Below are 21,725 nucleotides of genomic sequence, written 5' to 3' on the forward strand. Positions count from 1 at the left end.
TTGGCGCCGGAAGCGGCGCCGGTTTCATCATTATAATCCTTTTCCCTCTCATGACAAAATCGTAAAATCAGGAACAAAATTTTAGTAGAATCTGCTTTCTGCTTCCCCAGAAATAAACAATTAATGGTAATATGGATGGATAGTGAGAGCTGGACGCGCCCTCGTAAACGGGAAACGTCCAGAAGGGTTTTCTGGATTTTAATCGAAATTAAGAAGGAAGAAGCTAAACAAACGTTTGAACAAGACAGGAGCCTGGTGATAAGAGAGCCTAAACTTCAGGCTGCGTGTATTGAAATATGAAAGGGAAGGGGATAGTCAGATGGCAGAACAATCATTGAATCCCAAAGTGGAAGGGATTATAACAAATATTGAGAAGGTCATGATCGGGAAACGGGAAGTGGCAGAGCTGAGCGTGGTGTCCCTACTTGCCGGGGGGCATGTGCTACTCGAAGATGTACCGGGTGTGGGGAAGACGATGATGGTGAAGGCGCTGGCCAAGTCGGTCGGGGCGGATTTCAAGCGGATCCAGTTCACCCCGGATCTTTTGCCTTCGGATGTAATCGGGGTGTCGATCTACAATCCGAGAGAAATGGAGTTTACATTCAGACCGGGTCCGATCATGGGGAATATTATTTTGGCAGACGAAATCAACCGCACATCACCTAAAACCCAATCGGCACTCCTCGAGGGGATGGAAGAGAGCAGTGTGACAATCGATGGGATGACAAGGAAGCTGGACAAACCGTTTTTTGTCATGGCGACGCAGAACCCCATCGAATATGAAGGAACGTATCCGCTGCCGGAAGCCCAGCTGGACCGATTCCTTCTGAAAATGAAAATGGGCTATCCGGAACCTGAAGAAGAGATGGAGGTGCTCAACCGGGCGCAAAAGAACCCTCCCATCGAAGACCTGGTCCCGGCCATCACCCTTGCGGAACTGATTCAACTCCAAGAAGAAGTGAAAGATATATTCGTTGACGATACGATCAAGAAATACATTGTCGATATCGCCCACCGGACGAGGATCCATGCCAACGTCTATCTCGGGGCAAGTCCCCGTGGGTCCATCGCCCTCATGAAAGCCTGTCAGGCATATGCCTTCCTTAGGGGGCGGAGTTATGTGGTGCCGGATGATGTTCAGTTTTTGGCACCGTTCGTCTTCTCGCATCGGATCATCATGAAGTCCGAGGCGAAGTATGAAGGGGTCACCCCGGAAGACGTAGTGGAAAGGGTCATCGCCAGGATGCCTGTCCCTGTTCAAAGGCTTGTGAGGTAGATGAGGATGAAGCAACTGTTTCACACACTGTGGAAAATTGTTTTACTCCTGCTCTTCCTGGCAGCATCTTTTTCTTTTGCCATGTTTCAGGGGGGATTCGTCAGCTGGTTCCTTTTCTACAGCTTTCTCCCTTTTGCGGCCTATTCCATCATCGTATTCTTTTATCCCCTCCGTCTATTCAGTGTGGAGCGCGCGTTTGAATCCAATGAGCTGAAGGCAGGGGATGAACTGAAGGTCACAATGACCATCAGGAGGTCGGTGCCGTTTCCGCTCTATTATGTGGTGATGGAGGACCAGGGCTCTGAGCTGCTGGCTTCCCCTCTCGGCTGGAAGCGGAAGACCGTTGTCCACCCGGGCTGGAGGCGTTCAGTCTCCTACACCTATACAATCGACCATCTTCCAAGGGGGGAGCATACCTTCTCCGCCCTGAGGGTGAAAACCGGGGATTTTTTCGGCATTTTCGAAAAGGAAGCGCTCATTCCTTGTGAAGATACGCTCCTCGTTTATCCCGGAGTGGTTGACGTCCCTTATCGGTCCCTTGAGAACCGGTACGATCAGGGGATGACGAGCTCCAATGTGAAAATCCAGAAGGATACGACGATGGCGACGGGTGTGAGGGGATATCAGCCGGGCGACCGCTTTTCCTGGATCCACTGGAAATCATTTGCCCGTACGAATGAGCTGATGACGAAGGAGTTCGAGGAGCGTCAATCCCATGATGTCCTCGTTGTCCTCGATCGGGAGGACTCGGCGGCCTTTGAACCGATGGTGACTTTCACCGCCTCCATCCTTTACTCCATTTCCCGCAAAGGGGCACAAGTCGGTCTGTTATCCCACGGTGTGGAGCGCGCATTCTTTCCCATCAGGGGTGGGGAGGGACCGCAAAGTCAGATGCAGCATCATTTAGCGAAGGTCATGCCCGACAGTCCCGAGCGGCTGGAACGCATGCTGAAGGGCGACCGTCTTCATAATGCCCAATCGGCTGCGGTCATCTTCGTCACGTCCACCATTTCAAAAGAAAAGATCCTGGCGATCAATGAGTATGTGAAGCAAAGCGGATCGATCCTGCTCTTCCTGATCAAAAGGGAAGGGGAGCCCGTGTCCCAGGAAGACAGGGCGCTCACTGCCTTTGCTTCGTCACGGGGCGTGTCCATGAGGATCTTATATGAACCGGAGTTTTCTTCGGCCTTTGCGGAGGTGAAGAGAGCATGAAGAATCAAGCGCATCACCTGATCAATATCATCATCTACGGGTTGGGATTCCTTCTTCTATGGGAATGGTTGCGACCGGTAGGGGCCATTACCGATACAGGGAGTGTCACGGCTTTCGTCCTCTTCATCGCCATGGCATTTATTCTGTCGTACTTCCGGATCCACTTTTTAATCTCGGGCGCAGTGAAACTGCTTTATATGGTCGTTGCCTTGAAGATCTGGTACTTTCCCGGATCCCTGCTCGATCTGAGCTGGGTGCAGGAGATGCTCGGGGAGATCGGTTATAACACGGGCATGATGTTCGGTCGGGAATGGGGAGCCTGACCTATATGTATCAAAGCCTGCTGTTTTTCATCCTTCTCTGGCTTATGACCTACCTGCTTCACTATTGGCTCATGGTAAGAAGGAGCATCCTGTTGTTTTACTTCATGACCATCACCTACATCTGCGTCATCGATACCTATACAGAGTATGACGGGAAAATGTCGATCCTACGGGCGGTGATCATCGGCTTCGTCCTTATGGGGATGCTCGCCCTTGAACGTCTCGTGAAGCGGGAGGGGCTCGCCTTATTCCGGATCAACCGCAGGAAATGGATGGTGCCTCTCGTCATCCTACTTGGATTCAGTTCCGTCCTTGCACTCGCCGCACCGAAGGCCGCTCCGATCTGGCCGGATCCGATCCCGTATCTGCAGTCTTTCTCTGCAAACGGCCCGGGCACCGGCGGCGGGGGCAACAGCAAGGCAGGGTATGATCCCGACGACAGTCGACTGGGTGGTCCGTTTGAAGCAGATCCGTCTGTCGTCTTCACGGCAGAGGTGACAGATGAACACTATTGGAAGATCGAAACGAAGGACTTCTACACGGGGAAGGGGTGGGAGCAGTCCCGCCCTGAGGATGAAGGGGAAGAAATGAACTTCCAGGCGGATGAACTTGTCCCGATCTCGGATGATGCAAACCGCGACAAGAAAGAAGATCCTCAAACCGAGAGGGTCATGATGGCTTCCACCTATTCGCACATCCTCTATCCTTATGGGCTTGAGAAGATCATTCTGGACTGGAACGGCTACTTTTCATTAAATCCCGTTAGTGAAAAGATTACCAGTCGGGAGGAAAATGGCTCTGACATTGAACTTAATCAGTACCAGGTATCATACCATCCGGCCTCTTATTCCCTAAAGAAGATGAAGGGGACAGTGGATGGAGACATTGATTCCGAAGGCTTCCTCGATCGGTATACGCAGCTCCCGGAAAATCTGCCGGAACGGGTATCCCTGCTCGCTGAGGAGATCACCAAGGACAAAGACAACTGGTACGATAAAGTGAAAGCGATCGAGCGGTACTTCGGGCAGAATGGTTTTGTCTATGATCAACAGGATGTGGCGGTCCCCGGGGCGGAACAGGACTACGTCGATCAATTCCTTTTTGAAACCCAGAAGGGATATTGTGATAATTTCTCCACCTCCATGGTGACTATGACCCGCTCCCTCGGGATCCCCGCCAGGTGGGTAAAGGGATACACAGAAGGCACATTCAGCAAGCAGGTCGATAAGGACTATCAGCTGTATGAGGTCACCAATGACAATGCCCATTCCTGGGTGGAAGTGTTTTTCCCTGATGTGGGATGGGTCCCATTCGAGCCTACGGTCGGCTTCAGCAACAATGTCCGCTACGCCTATGATCTCGAGCTCGATGACTCTGATGGGGAAGAAACTCCTGAAGAGGATAAAGAAGAAACGTCTGCACCCGAGAGCCAGCAACAACAGCCGCCGCCGGACTTGGCGAATGAAGATTCCAGCGGGGTGGACGGGGCCCAGTCCTTTCTTCAGGAGCATGTGGGCAAATTTCTCTTCGGATTGATTGCGATCGTCCTTCTGATCGGAGTTGCGTTCTACTTGAGAAGAAGATGGATTCCGTATGTCTATATCCTGTACTACAGGACCCAGAAATCCGAGTCGGCTTTCCCGAGAGCCTATCTCGCCCTGGTGAAACAGCTGGGCAGGCATGGGGTAAAAATGGAGGATGGTCAAACCCTCAGAAGCTACTCCCACTATGTGGATACTCATTTCGGCACCTATGAAATGACGAGCCTGACCAATAATTATGAGCGGCTGCTCTATGGGCGGGACCTCTCCACGGAAGAGTGGGTCAAGCTAAGGGAATTGTGGGAAAATTTAATTAAAAAGACAACCGGTTGACCGTCTTGCAAACAAAGTATAAAATGATGACAAAATCATAATAAGTTCGTTAGCATCCTTCGTATATCCTCGATAATACGGTTCGAAAGTATCTACCCGGTCACCTTAAATGACTGGACTATGAAGGCAGAGTTCTATTTTGGATATTTTTGCACCCAAAAACTAGAATCCTGCCTTTTTTTAAAGGCGGAGTCTAGTTTTTTTGCTTTCATGGAACGCTAACGGATGACGGAGGAGCATGCCTCATCCGGGCTCGATCGATAACTACTAATGAGGTGAACTGAATGCTTGGTAAAGAAGAATTGCACAATCAGGAAATGATCGTCGTACTCGACTTTGGAAGTCAGTACAACCAGTTGATTACAAGAAGGATCCGTGAGTTCGGTGTGTATAGTGAACTCCATCCCCATACAATCACAGTGGAAGAAATCAAGGAAATCAATCCGACGGGAATCATCTTCTCCGGCGGACCGAACAGCGTTTACGGTGATGGTGCCCTTCGTTGTGACGAGCGTATCTTTGACCTTGATATCCCGATCCTCGGCATCTGCTACGGCATGCAGCTCATGACGATGCACTTCGGCGGGAAAGTGGAAAGGGCCAAGCACCGTGAGTATGGGAAAGCAGCCATCCAGATCGAACAACCATCCAAGCTGTTTGCCGACCTTGAGGACGAACAGGTTGTATGGATGAGTCACGGCGACCTTGTTGTCGAAGCGCCGGAAGGGTTCGTGGTCAATGCCATCAACCCATCCTGCCCGATTGCTTCCATCAGCAATGAAGAGAAGAATCTTTATGCCGTTCAATTCCACCCGGAAGTAAGACACTCCGTGCACGGAAATGAAATGCTCAAGAACTTCGTCTTCGGTGTATGTGGATGCAAAGGCGACTGGTCCATGGAAAACTTCATCGATATGGAGATCGAGAAGATCCGTCAGACGGTAGGGGACAAAAAAGTCCTTTGTGCACTCAGCGGAGGGGTTGATTCATCCGTTGTAGCCGTACTTATCCATAAGGCGATTGGCGATCAATTGACATGTATCTTCGTTGACCACGGTCTCCTTCGTAAAGGGGAAGCAGACAGCGTCATGAAGACATTCGCTGATGGGTTCGATATGAACGTCATCAAAGTGGATGCGCAGGATCGTTTCCTGAATAAGCTGAAAGGCGTGTCCGATCCGGAACAAAAACGTAAAATCATCGGGAACGAATTCATCTATGTATTCGACGATGAGGCGACGAAACTCGAAGGAATTGAATTCCTTGCGCAAGGAACGCTGTACACAGACATTATTGAAAGTGGGACGGCCACTGCGCAAACGATCAAATCCCATCACAATGTCGGTGGACTTCCGGAAGATATGCAGTTCACGCTGATCGAGCCTATGAACACACTCTTTAAAGATGAAGTGCGTGCCCTTGGAACGGAGCTGGGTATTCCTGATGAAATCGTATGGCGTCAGCCGTTCCCGGGACCGGGTCTTGGAATCCGCGTCCTAGGTGAAATCTCCGAGCAAAAGCTTGAAATCGTCCGCGAATCAGACTATATCCTACGCGATGAAGTAAAGAAAGCCGGACTCGAACGCGACATCTGGCAGTACTTCACGGTCCTTCCTGATATCCGCAGCGTCGGTGTCATGGGGGATGCAAGAACCTATGATTACACGATCGGAATCCGTGCCGTGACTTCCATCGACGGCATGACTTCGGACTGGGCGAGGATCCCTTGGGACGTGTTGGAGAAAATCTCCACGCGAATCGTCAATGAGGTCGATCACATCAACCGCGTCGTGTATGACATCACGAGCAAGCCACCAGCCACGATCGAGTGGGAATAACGAATAATAAAACCCCTGCCTAGGCAGGGGTTTTATTATGATGGCGAACATTATTAAAATATTTGTCGTTAATGTTCGTATTTTTCGTTGACGCATGGCAGTTCAATTGGTACAATAGTACTGTAATCATCATTATATTAAAAAAACTATTACGTCGTATAATTTCGGGAATAAGGCCCGAGCGTTTCTACCAAGCTACCGTAAATGGCTTGACTACGAGGTGATTGATGGGACCTTTCTGTCGGACCCATCCGTTATCTATATAGTCAAAAGCCCTGAATCGGTCGATTCAGGGCTTTTGATGTCGAAATGGCATACGACGGCTCTATAGGAGGAGTCTGAGTGAAGAATTATTTCCAGTTTGACCAGTTAGGAACGAATTATAAGAGGGAGTTCATCGGCGGGCTGACCACCTTCCTGTCCATGGCCTATATCCTCATCGTCAATCCATTGACGTTGACGCTTCAATCAGTGCCCGATCTTCCGGATGCACTGCGTATGGACCAAGGTGCGGTCTTCGTTGCGACGGCTCTTGCCGCTGCAGTCGGTTCCCTCGTCATGGGACTCCTGGCCAAGTATCCCATAGCCCTTGCCCCGGGTATGGGGTTGAATGCTTTCTTTGCCTATAGTGTTGTGTTGACCATGGGGATCCCTTGGGAAACGGCCCTTACAGGCGTTCTATTCTCCGGATTGATCTTCATGGTACTGACATTATCGGGTATCCGCGAAACGATCATCAACTCCATTCCCGCCGAGCTGAAGCTTGCAGTAGGAGCGGGGATCGGCTTGTTCATCACCTTCGTCGGGTTCCAAAATTCCGGGATCATCGTTAAGGACGATGCGGTTCTTGTAGGACTTGGTAATCTGGCGAGCGGTCCGACACTTCTTGCAGTATTCGGTATCATCATAACAGTTATCCTTATGACCAGAGGTGTAAACGGAGCAATATTCATCGGGATGGTCGTGACAGCGATCGTCGGGATGATCGTCGGCTTGATTGATAAACCTGACGCGATCGTGAGTGCTGCCCCGAGCCTGGAGCCGACATTCGGTGCGGCTCTCGGTCCGATCTTCAATGACCCTGGTACGTTATTCACGCTTCAAATGCTCACCGTCATCCTGACCTTCCTGTTCGTTGATTTCTTCGATACAGCCGGAACCCTTCTGGCTGTAGCCAATCAGGCTGGACTGACAAAAGACAATAAACTCCCGCGTGCGGGTAAAGCATTGTTCGCAGACTCATGTGCAACCGTCTTTGGAGCGATTCTCGGAACATCCACAACTACTTCTTATATCGAGTCTTCTGCAGGGGTAGCGGCAGGAGCGAGAACAGGGTTCGCGTCGGTTGTCACAGGTCTCCTGTTCGTTCTCTCGATCTTCTTCTTCCCGCTTCTCGGCGTCATCACCGCGCCTGTGACGGCACCGGCCCTTATCATTGTGGGAGTGCTCATGGTATCTGCCATCGGGGATATCGACTGGAAGAAGTTCGAAATTGCTGTACCGGCATTCCTGACGATCATCGCCATGCCGCTGACTTACAGTATTGCTACAGGGATCGCCATCGGCTTCGTCTTCTATCCGATCACCATGATCGTGAAAGGTCGTGCGAGGGAGATTCACCCGATTATGTACCTCCTGTTCCTCGTCTTCATCCTGTACTTCATTTTCTTGGCATAAGGCCCAACACCGACCCTAAAAAGGTCGGTGTTTTTATGATCATGAATGAATGCGCATCCATGAAAGGGCGGGTTTCCCACTGTTGGGAGAAAAAGTTGCAGACAGGGTAATTGAAAAAACTAGCAGGTTTCGTTAGAATCAGGGAACGAGCAACAGGCGGAAATAATGGGGAGAAATGACGATGTCGATCTTGAACGTGAAGAAAGTACTGAATAATAATGTATTGATCGCCGAGCATACCGCGTACGGGGAAGTGGTCCTGATCGGCAAAGGGATCGGATTCAACCGGAAGAAGGGGGATCCCATACAGAATGATATTGCCGAGAAGATGTTCGTTCTGAAGGGGGAAAAGGAGCAGGAGCAATATAAGAATCTCCTCCCTTTCCTGAATGATGACATGTCGAGTATCATCATTTCGGCCATTGAACTGATACGGGAGAGGACCAATTCCTTCTTGAATGAGCATATCCATATTGCTCTCACCGACCATATCCTTTTTGCCATCAACCGCCTTATGAGGGGTATGGAGATCCGCAATCCGTTCCTCGTGGAGACGAGGACGCTGTACCCATTCGAATATGAAGTCGCCAGGGAAGTGGTTGAACTGATCAATGATCACACGGAAGTCAACTTGCCTGAAGGGGAGATCGGCTTCATCGCCCTTCATATACACAGCGCGATGATGAATAAAGATCTGTCAGAAATCAACCAGCATTCTCAGCTGATTGCACGGTTGACCGGCATGATCGAACAGCAGCTCGAAGTGAATATCGATAGGGACAGCATCGATTACGTGAGGCTCGTCCGCCATATCCGGTATACAATTGAAAGGGTTTTACGGGGTGAGCGAGTAGAAGAACCAGAAAAGATTGCAAACCTATTGAAAGAAGAATATCCACTCTGCTATAATCTATCTTGGAAGCTGATCAAGATGATGCAGCAAACATTGAAGAAACCAGTATATGATGCAGAAGCGGTCTATCTGACGATGCACCTGCAGCGTATTCAAAGTAAAGTGAAATAGTCATTTATCTTACGTGTAACTGATTCGATCAGGCATGAGTGAAGAAGATGATTGAAACGCCTATTTTGGGGTAGTCTATCCCTATGCGTTTCAGTGTCCTCTTTCCTCATGCCTTTTTTGTTTGCATCCATCATCTCGTTCATTCTAAAAACTAACTAAATGGAGGAACCTTTTATGTTTAAAAAGGCTTTCGGGGTTTTACAAAAAGTCGGTAAAGCATTGATGCTTCCGGTCGCAATCCTGCCGGCTGCAGGTCTCTTGCTTGCTTTTGGTAACGCTCTCCAAAACCCGACACTTTTAGATATCGCGCCATTCTTGAGTAATGGCGGAGTTGAAACCGTTGCCGGCGTCATGGAAAAAGCAGGGGGAATCATCTTTGATAACCTGCCGCTTCTATTCGCTGTCGGTGTCGCCATAGGACTCGCGGGAGGGGACGGGGTAGCAGGTCTTGCCGCTATTGTCGGATTCCTGATCATGAACGCGACCATGGGAACAGTAGAAGGACTTGAAATCAAAGACGTGACCGGAGACAATGTCGATCCGGCCAATGCCTTGGTTCTTGGAATCCCTACGTTGCAAACCGGGGTCTTCGGGGGATCATCGTCGGGATCATAGCTGCCACGATGTACAATCGATTCTTTAAAATCGAGCTCCCTTCCTATCTCGGATTCTTCGCAGGTAAACGTTTCGTTCCGATCGCCACTGCAGTATCATCCGTCATCCTTGGATTGATCATGTTGGTAGTGTGGCCGCCGGTACAAGATGGACTCAATGCATTCTCGAACTTCATGCTTGGTGAAAACCGCGCATTCGCCGCTTTCATATTCGGTGTGATCGAGCGTGCACTCATTCCATTCGGCCTTCACCATATCTTCTATTCACCATTCTGGTTCGAATTCGGATCTTACACTTCTGCAGCAGGAGATGTGGTCCGCGGGGATCAGGCCATCTTCATGAAGCAGATTCAGGATGGCGTGCAGGATCTTACTGCCGGTACCTTCATGACAGGTAAATTCCCGTTCATGATGTTCGGTCTTCCGGCTGCAGCCCTTGCCATCTATCATGAAGCGCGCCCAGAGCGTAAAGCAGTAGTGGCAGGAATCATGGGTTCTGCTGCCCTGACATCTTTCTTGACAGGGATCACAGAACCACTTGAATTCTCATTCTTATTCGTAGCACCTGTCCTGTTCGGTATCCATACGATCTTTGCCGGACTTTCCTTCCTGACCATGCATTTGTTGAATGTAAAAGTCGGGATGACATTCTCGGGTGGATTGATCGATTATGTTCTATTCGGTCTTCTTAACCCGCAAACCAACGCATGGATCATCATTCCGGTCGGATTGGTCTTCGCGCTGATCTACTACTTCGGTTTCCGATTTGCCATCAGGAAGTTCAATCTCATGACTCCAGGTCGTGAAGAAGTAACAGATGAAGACGATGCGCCTGCAGGGACAGCCGACGAACTTCCGTTCAACATCCTGGAAGCAATGGGTGGGCAAGAGAACATCTCTCACCTTGACGCATGTATCACACGTCTTCGCGTACAAGTTAATGATGTGAAGCAAGTCGACAAGAACAGATTGAAAAAACTCGGTGCATCAGGTGTGCTTGAGGTAGGGAACAACATCCAGGCGATCTATGGACCGAAATCAGACGGCATCAAATCCCAGATGCAAGATATCATCAGTGGGAAAACGCCGCGTAAAGTCAAAATCGATACAGATAAAGAAGTGGAACAGCAGGTGGAAGAAGTGAACCCTGAGGCGCTCCGCACGTCTGATGAACAGCGTGCCGAACGATTCGTTGCACCAATCACGGGTGAACTGAAGGACATCACTGAAGTTCCGGATCAGGTATTCTCAGGTAAGATGATGGGTGACGGATTTGCGATCCTTCCGGAAGAAGGAATGATCGTATCACCAGTGGACGGGAAAATCGTCAACGTCTTCCCGACAAAGCACGCCCTTGGAATTGAATCAAAAGGTGGCCGCGAAATCCTCATTCACGTTGGGATCGATACGGTTAAACTTCAAGGGGAAGGATTCGAATCCCTCGTGAAAGAAGGGGACCAGGTAGAAGCCGGTCAGCCACTGTTGAAAGTGGACCTCGATTTCATCAAGGCGAACGCACCTTCCATCATCACACCGATTGTCTTCACCAATCTGAAGGAAGGTCAGCAGGTGACCTTGAAATCCCCAGGTAAAGTGAATCGCAATGATGAGGACATCATCGAAATCGATTGATCTATCTATAGAAGGAAAGGCCTTCCCTTGCACACGGGGAAGGCCTTTTTATATGGATGAAACAAGGGAATCTAGCAATGAAATGATAGAAATGAAATTAATTCTATTAAAAGTATTGACGGGTGCCGATAACCTTGATATACTTTAAAAACCGTCGCAGGAAGACAGCGAATAAACACACTCGAGCGTAACGTTCGAAAAAACAATTCGAAAAAAGTGTTGACAAACACTTAGTCAACCTGGTATGATGGTTAAGTTGCTCCGAACGAGCGGCGAACATTTGAACCTTGAAAACTGAACAAAACAAGACAAACACGTCAACGTTAATTCTAGATTTATTTTAAGAGCTATTCAAACTTTTTATGGAGAGTTTGATCCTGGCTCAGGACGAACGCTGGCGGCGTGCCTAATACATGCAAGTCGAGCGGATCGATGGGAGCTTGCTCCCTGAGATCAGCGGCGGACGGGTGAGTAACACGTGGGTAACCTGCCTGTAAGACTGGGATAACTCCGGGAAACCGGGGCTAATACCGGATAACACCTACCCCCGCATGGGGGAAGGTTGAAAGGTGGCTTCGGCTATCACTTACAGATGGACCCGCGGCGCATTAGCTAGTTGGTGAGGTAACGGCTCACCAAGGCGACGATGCGTAGCCGACCTGAGAGGGTGATCGGCCACACTGGGACTGAGACACGGCCCAGACTCCTACGGGAGGCAGCAGTAGGGAATCTTCCGCAATGGACGAAAGTCTGACGGAGCAACGCCGCGTGAGTGAAGAAGGTTTTCGGATCGTAAAACTCTGTTGTTAGGGAAGAACAAGTGCCGTTCGAATAGGGCGGCACCTTGACGGTACCTAACCAGAAAGCCACGGCTAACTACGTGCCAGCAGCCGCGGTAATACGTAGGTGGCAAGCGTTGTCCGGAATTATTGGGCGTAAAGCGCGCGCAGGTGGTTTCTTAAGTCTGATGTGAAAGCCCACGGCTCAACCGTGGAGGGTCATTGGAAACTGGGGAACTTGAGTGCAGAAGAGGAAAGTGGAATTCCAAGTGTAGCGGTGAAATGCGTAGATATTTGGAGGAACACCAGTGGCGAAGGCGACTTTCTGGTCTGTAACTGACACTGAGGCGCGAAAGCGTGGGGAGCAAACAGGATTAGATACCCTGGTAGTCCACGCCGTAAACGATGAGTGCTAAGTGTTAGAGGGTTTCCGCCCTTTAGTGCTGCAGCTAACGCATTAAGCACTCCGCCTGGGGAGTACGGTCGCAAGACTGAAACTCAAAGGAATTGACGGGGGCCCGCACAAGCGGTGGAGCATGTGGTTTAATTCGAAGCAACGCGAAGAACCTTACCAGGTCTTGACATCCTCTGACAACCCTAGAGATAGGGCTTTCCCCTTCGGGGGACAGAGTGACAGGTGGTGCATGGTTGTCGTCAGCTCGTGTCGTGAGATGTTGGGTTAAGTCCCGCAACGAGCGCAACCCTTGATCTTAGTTGCCAGCATTCAGTTGGGCACTCTAAGATGACTGCCGGTGACAAACCGGAGGAAGGTGGGGATGACGTCAAATCATCATGCCCCTTATGACCTGGGCTACACACGTGCTACAATGGACGGTACAAAGGGCTGCAAGACCGCGAGGTTTAGCCAATCCCATAAAACCGTTCTCAGTTCGGATTGTAGGCTGCAACTCGCCTACATGAAGCTGGAATCGCTAGTAATCGCGGATCAGCATGCCGCGGTGAATACGTTCCCGGGCCTTGTACACACCGCCCGTCACACCACGAGAGTTTGTAACACCCGAAGTCGGTGAGGTAACCTTTTGGAGCCAGCCGCCTAAGGTGGGACAGATGATTGGGGTGAAGTCGTAACAAGGTAGCCGTATCGGAAGGTGCGGCTGGATCACCTCCTTTCTAAGGAAGATTTACTAAAACGTTTGACGACGTCGAAGTTTTGTTCAGTTTTGATGGTTTAAGTTTTTTACGAAGCGCAAGCGGAGTAAAATAAACTTCCATCTTCTATATTGTTCTTTGAAAACTAGATAAAGTTTTATTGATAGTCAAGAAATTACCGAGTATCGCCATTTTAGGTTTTTAACCAATTCGGTTAAGTTAATAAGGGCGCACGGTGGATGCCTTGGCACTAGGAGCCGATGAAGGACGGGACTAACACCGATATGCTTCGGGGAGCTGTAAGTGAGCTGATCCGAAGATTTCCGAATGGGGGAACCCACTGTTCGTAATGGAACAGTATCCTTGCTTGAATACATAGAGCTTGGAAGGCAGACCCAGGGAACTGAAACATCTAAGTACCTGGAGGAAGAGAAAGCAAATGCGATTCCCTGAGTAGCGGCGAGCGAAACGGGATTAGCCCAAACCAAGAGGCTTGCCTCTTGGGGTTGTAGGACACTCTATACGGAGTTACAAAGGAACGGGGTAGACGAAGAAGTCTGGAAAGGCTCGTCAAAGAAGGTAACAACCCTGTAGTCGAAACTTCGTTCCCTCTTGAGTGGATCCTGAGTACGGCGGGACACGTGAAATCCCGTCGGAAGCTGGGAGGACCATCTCCCAAGGCTAAATACTCCCTAGTGACCGATAGTGAACCAGTACCGTGAGGGAAAGGTGAAAAGCACCCCGGAAGGGGAGTGAAATAGAACCTGAAACCGTGTGCCTACAAGTAGTCAGAGCCCGTTAACGGGTGATGGCGTGCCTTTTGTAGAATGAACCGGCGAGTTACGATCCCATGCAAGGTTAAGTCGAGAAGACGGAGCCGCAGCGAAAGCGAGTCTGAATAGGGCGAATGAGTATGTGGTCGTAGACCCGAAACCAGGTGATCTACCCATGTCCAGGATGAAGTCCAGGTAACACTGGATGGAGGTCCGAACCCACGCACGTTGAAAAGTGCGGGGATGAGGTGTGGGTAGCGGAGAAATTCCAATCGAACCTGGAGATAGCTGGTTCTCTCCGAAATAGCTTTAGGGCTAGCCTCATGTTGTAAGAGTCTTGGAGGTAGAGCACTGTTTGGACTAGGGGCCCTCATCGGGTTACCGAATTCAGACAAACTCCGAATGCCAAAGACTTATCCATGGGAGTCAGACTGCGAGTGATAAGATCCGTAGTCGAAAGGGAAACAGCCCAGACCACCAGCTAAGGTCCCAAAGTATACGTTAAGTGGAAAAGGATGTGGAGTTGCTTAGACAACCAGGATGTTGGCTTAGAAGCAGCCACCATTTAAAGAGTGCGTAATAGCTCACTGGTCGAGTGACTCTGCGCCGAAAATGTACCGGGGCTAAACGTATCACCGAAGCTGTGGATTGACACCGTTTGGTGTCAGTGGTAGGAGAGCGTTCTAAGGACTGCGAAGCTAGACCGTAAGGACTGGTGGAGTGCTTAGAAGTGAGAATGCCGGTATGAGTAGCGAAAGATGGGTGAGAATCCCATCCACCGAATGCCTAAGGTTTCCTGAGGAAGGCTCGTCCGCTCAGGGTTAGTCGGGACCTAAGTCGAGGCCGATAGGCGTAGACGATGGACAACAGGTTGATATTCCTGTACCACCTTTCTTCCATTTGAGCAATGGGGGGACGCAGGAGGATAGGGTAAGCGCACTGCTGGATATGTGCGTCTAAGCAGTTAGGCTGATGATGAGGCAAATCCCATCATCGTGAAGGTTGAGCTGTGATAGCGAGCGAATTATAGTAGCGAAGTTCCTGATTCCACACTGCCAAGAAAAGCCTCTAGCGAGGAAGATGGTGCCCGTACCGCAAACCGACACAGGTAGGCGAGGAGAGAATCCTAAGGTGAGCGAGAGAACTCTCGTTAAGGAACTCGGCAAAATGACCCCGTAACTTCGGGAGAAGGGGTGCTCTGGTAGGGTGCAAGCCCGAGAGAGCCGCAGTGAATAGGCCCAGGCGACTGTTTAGCAAAAACACAGGTCTCTGCGAAGCCGTAAGGCGAAGTATAGGGGCTGACGCCTGCCCGGTGCTGGAAGGTTAAGAGGAGTGCTTAGCGCAAGCGAAGGTGCGAATCGAAGCCCCAGTAAACGGCGGCCGTAACTATAACGGTCCTAAGGTAGCGAAATTCCTTGTCGGGTAAGTTCCGACCCGCACGAAAGGCGTAACGATCTGGGCACTGTCTCAACGAGAGACTCGGTGAAATTATAGTACCTGTGAAGATGCAGGTTACCCGCGACAGGACGGAAAGACCCCGTGGAGCTTTACTGTAGCCTGATATTGAATTTTGGCACAGCTTGTACAGGATAGGTAGGAGCCTTGGAAGCCGGAGCGCTAGCTTCGGTGGAGGCGTCGGTGGGATACTACCCTGGCTGTGTTGACATTCTAACCCGCGCCCCTTATCGGGGTGGGAGACAGTGTCAGGTGGGCAGTTTGACTGGGGCGGTCGCCTCCTAAAGAGTAACGGAGGCGCCCAAAGGTTCCCTCAGAATGGTTGGAAATCATTCGCAGAGTGTAAAGGCACAAGGGAGCTTGACTGCGAGACCTACAAGTCGAGCAGGGACGAAAGTCGGGCTTAGTGATCCGGTGGTTCCGCATGGAAGGGCCATCGCTCAACGGATAAAAGCTACCCCGGGGATAACAGGCTTATCTCCCCCAAGAGTCCACATCGACGGGGAGGTTTGGCACCTCGATGTCGGCTCATCGCATCCTGGGGCTGTAGTCGGTCCCAAGGGTTGGGCTGTTCGCCCATTAAAGCGGTACGCGAGCTGGGTTCAGAACGTCGTGAGACAGTTCGGTCCCTATCCGTCGTGGGCGCAGGAAATTTGAGAGGAGCTGTCCTTAGTACGAGAGGACCGGGATGGACGCACCGCTGGTGTACCAGTTGTCTTGCCAAAGGCATCGCTGGGTAGCTATGTGCGGAAGGGATAAGTGCTGAAAGCATCTAAGCATGAAGCCCCCCTCGAGATGAGATTTCCCATCACTTTATGTGAGTAAGATCCCTGAAAGATGATCAGGTAGATAGGTCAGAGGTGGAAGTGTGGCGACACATGAAGCTGACTGATACTAATCGATCGAGGACTTAACCAAACGTAATGCAGGCGCGTTGCGCCTGCCAGACTGGCCGATACGCCGGTAATGATTGACTATCAACCCTTTATCTAGTTTTGAAAGAATAATTCTTTCAATGGAATACCTGTCTGGTGACATTGGCGAAGAGGTCACACCCGTTCCCATGCCGAACACGGAAGTTAAGCTCTTCAGCGCCGATGGTAGTTGGGGGATCTCCCCCTGTGAGAGTAGGACGTCGCCAGGCAATGTAGAGAAAAGCAGCTCATTTGATGGGTTGCTTTTTTTGTTGTGTTTTTCGTTGGCGGGGAATGTTGTTGGTAGTGATGTTGGCCATTAGAAAGATGTTGGTTAGGAGAGCGAAATCACGGTTAGAGTATGGGATGATATCGGTGAGCAAGGGCGAAGAGACAGACTTTTAGAGCTTTAATGACCTGTGGGAGTATGGGATCAGCCAAGTGGGATGGACAGAGGCGTTATCTGGAGATGAGGCTATGGGGGGAGTCGCGCTTATTTGCGACTTTTTTTCATTTCTTGCGAAGGGGGCGTGATACCTGCGGATAGGATGCTTTTATCAGTGATATTTTTCCAAATAAAGTATTCACTTATGTACCTGACACCATTCAACATTCCTCGTAACTTCTATTGCCCATTTTGAGCAATTTTTTACTTATTACTTCCCTCTTGGAGCAGGAATACCAGCGGAATTCACCGATTTACTTGCGAGATTTTCAAATTTATTTGCGATAATCAAGTTTTCATTTGCGAAACTCCAGATCGACATTCATTCTATTTGTGAACTTCGCTCGTTCGTATCAGTTCGGATGTCTTACTTGCAAACAACCTCAGTCATCTAGCACTTGCATGACAATATTTGCGAACAGGAACAGGAACAGAAACAGAAACAAAAACAAAACAGCAATGAAACCCGATGCTTCACCACCACCCCATCCATCCCTTCATAAAACACCATCCACTCCATACAATTCCCTTCAAACCCGCACTCCTCCCCCGTTTACCAACCCCAAAAAAGGGAACATAAACACCATAGTCGAACGTTGCCAAAAATTGTACGGAACGATTTGATTTCTGTGCTTTCTTCCGCAGACTTTTTCTAGTAAAATAGATTTCAATTTGGCCCCTTCATAAAGGGGATAGGAGGATTAGGTTTTGTTGCAGAATAGTTATATCATGGTCGCCATCATCCTTGTCATCAATATTGTGTATGTATCGTTTTTCACAACGAGGATGATCCTGACGTTGAAGGGGTATCGGTACATTGCCGCGTTTGTGAGCATGTTTGAGATTGTTATATATGTTGTCGGGCTTGGACTCGTCTTGGATAACCTCAATCAGATCCAGAATGTCATTGCCTATGCAGTGGGGTACGGGATCGGAGTCATCGTGGGGATGAAGATCGAGGAGAAGCTGGCTCTTGGATATATTACGGTGAATGTCATCACGAAGGAGTACGACAAGGCCCTTCCCGGTCAGCTTCGTGAACGGGGATACGGTGTGACGAACTGGGAGGCGAACGGACTTGAGGGGAATCGCATGGCGCTTCAGATCCTGACGCCGCGGAAGTATGAAATGAGGCTTTATGATACCATTAAGGAGCTCGACCCGAAGGCGTTCATCATTGCTTATGAGCCGAAGACCATCCACGGTGGATTCTGGGTGAAGCAGGTTCGGAGCATCCGAAAGGGGAAAATCAAGAAATGAGTAAGAAGTTGTTGTTTGAAGTGAAAGACGGTGAGTCGATCGGTGACTGCCTGGATCGCATGAAGGATCAAGGGTATATGCCGGTCAGGCGCATGGAGAAGCCGGTCTTTGAAGAACAGGGGAAAGAAACATATGTCCCTGTAAAACAGACAATTGTATTTGAAGGAAAGAAGATAGAGGAGTAAGGACTCCTAAATACGAACATTAATTTTCAGACTTTTATTATCGTTCGATTATTCGTTGACATCCCCCTGTTATCACGTTATGATGAAGACAAATAAACCGAATACCCTCATATAATAATGGGAATATGGCCCATGAGTCTCTACCTGACTACCGTAAATGGTCGGACTATGAGGAAAGTAGCTGTCTGGATCGAAGCTTGATTTGTGGACCCATTTTGGTGTCCATGAATGATACCCGGATCGATTGCTTTCTCTCATAATGGAGAACAATCGATCCGGGTATTTTTGTTTTTTAACCACTGGAGGTGCCTTGTTCATGATAGGTGTGATTATGGGAAGTACATCGGATTGGGAAACGATGAAGCATGCATGCGACGTATTGGATGAATTGGATGTTCCTTATGAAAAATGCGTTGTATCAGCACACAGGACGCCTGACTATATGTTCACATATGCAGAGGAAGCGCGACGACGCGGGGTCAAGGTCATCATTGCAGGTGCAGGGGGAGCAGCCCACCTGCCGGGCATGGTGGCGGCAAAGACCACGATTCCGGTAATCGGGGTGCCGGTGCAGTCGAAGGCATTGAACGGACTTGATTCCCTCCTCTCCATCGTCCAGATGCCAGGAGGGGTGCCTGTGGCGACAGTGGCGATTGGAAAGGCAGGGGCGACGAATGCCGGACTTCTGGCGGCCCAGATCCTCTCGGTTGAAGACAGCCGGATCGAAGAAGCTCTCGAGGCGAGAAGGGACAACTTGAGACAAAACGTAATGGAAAGCAGTGATGACCTTGACTAAGAAAACGATCTTACCAGGACAGACGATTGGGATCATCGGAGGGGGCCAGCTTGGCAGGATGATGGCCCTTGCAGCCAAACACAATGGCTTCAGGGTGGCGGTTCTTGATCCTGCGAGGAATGCTCCTTGCGCCCAGGTGGCCGATCTGGTCATCGCGGCTCCATATGATCAATACGATGCCCTCTACCGGTTGGCGGAAGAGTGTGATGTCATCACCTATGAATTCGAGAACATCGATTATGAAGCGTTGAAGTGGCTGAATGAAAGGGCATATGTTCCCCAGGGCGCGGAGCTGATCCGCATCACCCAGGACCGGATCATGGAGAAGGAAGCCCTTGTCCATGCCGGTGTCGAGGTCGCTCCTTACGCGGTCATTCACCAAGAACAGGATATCTATGATACTATAGAAAAGCTTGGCTATCCTTCAGTATTGAAAACGGCAAGAGGCGGATACGACGGGAAAGGGCAGTTTGTGATCCGGGAACGGGAAGCCATTCCAGAAGCGGCCGAACTGTTGAAGAACGGTGCGTGTGTCCTTGAAAAATGGCTCTCATTCGAAAAGGAGATCTCGGTGATTGTTTCTCGCAATCCCGATGGACAGCAGACGCATTTTCCAGTCGTTGAAAACATCCACGTGGACAATATCCTCCACGAAACCATTGCTCCTGCAAGGGTGACGGAAGAGGTGGCGGATTTGGCGGTGGAAATGGCGACGAGGATCAGTGAGACCCTTGATCTCGTCGGGACGCTCGCCATCGAGATGTTCCTGACGGAAGATGGCAGGATCTTCATCAATGAGCTGGCACCACGCCCTCACAACTCTGGTCACTTCTCTATCGAAGCATGTGATGTGTCTCAGTTTGCACAGCATATCAAGGCTGTCTGCAATTGGCCGCTGCGCCAACCCGTTTTATTAAAAGATGCTGTGATGGTCAACCTATTAGGAGAACATATAGAGCCTATCATGAAGGCCATTCCAGAAAAGCCCGATTGGTTCATTCATCTGTACGGAAAGGACGTCCCGAAGGAAAAGCGGAAGATGGGACATGTGACGATCCTGACCGATGATATGGCCAGCACGTTGGATTCTGTGAACAGTGCAGGGATCTGGAAGGTTCAAGAAAAGATCGGAGGACGACAAGGATGATAGAACGTTATACGCGCCCGGAGATGGGAGCCATTTGGACGGAAGAAAATCGCTTCCAATCTTGGTTGGAAGTAGAAATCCTGGCATGCGAAGCCTGGGCTGAGATCGGGGATATCCCGAAGGAAGACGTAGCCAAGATCCGTGAAAATGCAGGATTCAATGTAGACCGCATCAAAGAGATCGAAGAAGAGACGCGCCATGATGTGGTAGCCTTCACACGTGCGGTATCCGAGACGCTCGGAGAAGAACGGAAATGGGTCCATTACGGACTGACGTCGACGGACGTAGTGGATACGGCCCTTTCGTATCAGCTGAAGCAGGCCAACGCCATCATCCTGAAGGATCTGGAACGTTTTGTAGAGATTCTGAAGAACAAAGCCATCGAACATAAGCATACGGTCATGATGGGGCGTACGCACGGGGTGCACGCTGAGCCGACCACGTTCGGATTGAAGCTTGCCCTCTGGTATGAAGAGATGAAGCGTAATGTCGATCGCTTCAAGGACGCTGCGGCCGGTGTTGAATTCGGTAAGATTTCCGGTGCTGTCGGAACATATGCCAACATTGATCCATTCGTTGAAGCGTATGTATGCGAAAAGCTCGGAATCACACCGGCACCTGTTTCCACCCAGACGCTTCAGCGTGACCGTCACGCACATTACATGGGGACACTTGCACTGATTGCAACATCCGTCGAGAAGTTTGCAGTCGAAGTGCGCGGACTCCAAAAAAGTGAGACGCGTGAAGTCGAAGAGTTCTTCGCCAAGGGGCAAAAAGGCTCTTCTGCCATGCCTCATAAACGCAATCCGATCGGTTCCGAGAATATGACCGGGATGGCTCGTGTGATCAGGGGTTATATGCTCACGGCCTATGAAAATGTACCTCTCTGGCATGAGCGCGACATCTCACACTCTTCTGCTGAGCGCGTGATCCTTCCGGATGCTACGATCGCCCTCAACTACATGTTGAACCGCTTTGCCAACATCGTGAAGAACTTGACGGTGTTCCCGGAGAACATGAAGCGCAATATGGACCGTACACTCGGCCTCATCTATTCACAGCGCGTCCTCCTTGCCCTCATCGATAAGGGGATGGCTCGTGAGGAAGCCTACGATACCGTGCAGCCGAAGGCCATGGAAGCATGGGAGAAACAGGTGCACTTCCGCACTCTCGTAGAAGAAGAGGAAGCCATCACATCAAAATTGTCGCCTGCTGAGATCGATGACTGTTTTGATTACAATTACCATTTGAAGCATGTAGATACGATTTTTGAGCGCTGCGGCCTCGTAGACTGACGCTCTGACAATCGCATAGGGACGGGTTTATATTCAGACCCCTCCCTTTTTTTATGGAAATATAGACTGAAGATTGGCAATGTTTCGAATATGGAG

12 protein-coding genes, 3 rRNA genes, 1 pseudogene and 3 riboswitches are annotated in these 21,725 nt (G+C 50.0%); all 16 genes and pseudogenes read left to right on the forward strand.

The window, feature by feature from the left end; translation table 11 throughout:
* The first annotated feature begins 319 nt into the window (after positions 1–319).
* The 16 genes and pseudogenes from D5E69_RS01955 (at position 320) to purB (ending at position 21,629) form a co-directional block, all read left to right on the forward strand.
* Positions 320–1,276, forward strand: coding sequence for an AAA family ATPase (locus D5E69_RS01955; protein ID WP_048013520.1), 957 nt, complete (start codon positions 320–322; stop codon positions 1,274–1,276).
* Positions 1,277–1,282: 6 nt separating this feature from the next.
* Positions 1,283–2,488, forward strand: a complete 1,206-nt coding sequence (locus D5E69_RS01960; protein ID WP_249931546.1) for a DUF58 domain-containing protein — start codon at positions 1,283–1,285, stop codon at positions 2,486–2,488.
* The gene (locus D5E69_RS01965; protein ID WP_159129137.1) at positions 2,485–2,811 is read left to right on the forward strand and encodes a hypothetical protein; all 327 of its coding nucleotides are present in this window, start codon (positions 2,485–2,487) and stop codon (positions 2,809–2,811) included. The genes D5E69_RS01960 and D5E69_RS01965 overlap by 4 nt, the downstream gene beginning before the upstream one ends.
* Positions 2,799–4,685, forward strand: a complete 1,887-nt coding sequence (locus D5E69_RS01970; RefSeq protein ID WP_213085573.1) for a DUF4129 domain-containing transglutaminase family protein — start codon at positions 2,799–2,801, stop codon at positions 4,683–4,685. The genes D5E69_RS01965 and D5E69_RS01970 overlap by 13 nt, the downstream gene beginning before the upstream one ends.
* 39 nt (positions 4,686–4,724) lie before the next feature.
* A riboswitch (purine riboswitch) is annotated at positions 4,725–4,826 on the forward strand.
* 143 nt (positions 4,827–4,969) lie between these two features.
* Complete coding sequence (gene guaA / locus D5E69_RS01975) at positions 4,970–6,523, forward strand: glutamine-hydrolyzing GMP synthase (protein WP_048013518.1); 1,554 nt, start codon at positions 4,970–4,972, stop codon at positions 6,521–6,523.
* 134 nt (positions 6,524–6,657) lie between these two features.
* Positions 6,658–6,759: riboswitch (purine riboswitch) on the forward strand.
* A 106-nt stretch (positions 6,760–6,865) separates the two neighbouring features.
* Positions 6,866–8,200, forward strand: a complete 1,335-nt coding sequence (locus tag D5E69_RS01980; protein ID WP_048013517.1) for an NCS2 family permease — start codon at positions 6,866–6,868, stop codon at positions 8,198–8,200.
* Between the two features lie 181 nt (positions 8,201–8,381).
* The gene (gene glcT, locus D5E69_RS01985) at positions 8,382–9,224 is read left to right on the forward strand and encodes a glucose PTS transporter transcription antiterminator GlcT (protein WP_048007652.1); all 843 of its coding nucleotides are present in this window, start codon (positions 8,382–8,384) and stop codon (positions 9,222–9,224) included.
* 174 nt (positions 9,225–9,398) lie between these two features.
* Positions 9,399–11,470 (forward strand): annotated as a pseudogene (gene ptsG / locus D5E69_RS01990) (glucose-specific PTS transporter subunit IIBC).
* 359 nt (positions 11,471–11,829) lie between these two features.
* Positions 11,830–13,380 (forward strand): 16S ribosomal RNA (locus D5E69_RS01995).
* Between the two features lie 191 nt (positions 13,381–13,571).
* Positions 13,572–16,505, forward strand: a 23S ribosomal RNA gene (locus tag D5E69_RS02000).
* 109 nt (positions 16,506–16,614) lie between these two features.
* A 5S ribosomal RNA gene (gene rrf / locus D5E69_RS02005) occupies positions 16,615–16,731 on the forward strand.
* The 16S, 23S and 5S rRNA genes sit together here, the layout of an rRNA operon.
* Positions 16,732–17,654: 923 nt before the next feature.
* Positions 17,655–18,206, forward strand: coding sequence for a DUF2179 domain-containing protein (locus D5E69_RS02010; protein ID WP_048007502.1), 552 nt, complete (start codon positions 17,655–17,657; stop codon positions 18,204–18,206).
* On the forward strand, positions 18,203–18,391 hold the full coding sequence (locus D5E69_RS02015) for an NETI motif-containing protein (protein ID WP_048014864.1): 189 nt from the start codon (positions 18,203–18,205) through the stop codon (positions 18,389–18,391). The genes D5E69_RS02010 and D5E69_RS02015 overlap by 4 nt, the downstream gene beginning before the upstream one ends.
* Positions 18,392–18,478: 87 nt before the next feature.
* A riboswitch (purine riboswitch) is annotated at positions 18,479–18,580 on the forward strand.
* Between the two features lie 127 nt (positions 18,581–18,707).
* Positions 18,708–19,187: a 5-(carboxyamino)imidazole ribonucleotide mutase gene (purE, locus tag D5E69_RS02020; RefSeq protein WP_063190571.1), complete on the forward strand. Its 480-nt coding sequence runs from the start codon at positions 18,708–18,710 to the stop codon at positions 19,185–19,187.
* Positions 19,174–20,334 (forward strand): 5-(carboxyamino)imidazole ribonucleotide synthase, encoded by a 1,161-nt coding sequence (purK, locus tag D5E69_RS02025; RefSeq protein WP_197089432.1) that lies wholly within the window; start codon positions 19,174–19,176, stop codon positions 20,332–20,334. The genes purE and purK overlap by 14 nt, the downstream gene beginning before the upstream one ends.
* Positions 20,331–21,629: an adenylosuccinate lyase gene (gene purB, locus D5E69_RS02030; RefSeq protein WP_048007505.1), complete on the forward strand. Its 1,299-nt coding sequence runs from the start codon at positions 20,331–20,333 to the stop codon at positions 21,627–21,629. Before purK ends, purB begins: the two co-directional genes overlap by 4 nt.
* Positions 21,630–21,725 lie beyond the last annotated feature (96 nt).

The organism is Rossellomorea marisflavi, assembly GCF_009806575.1.
Lineage (GTDB): Bacteria > Bacillota > Bacilli > Bacillales > Bacillaceae_B > Rossellomorea > Rossellomorea marisflavi_A.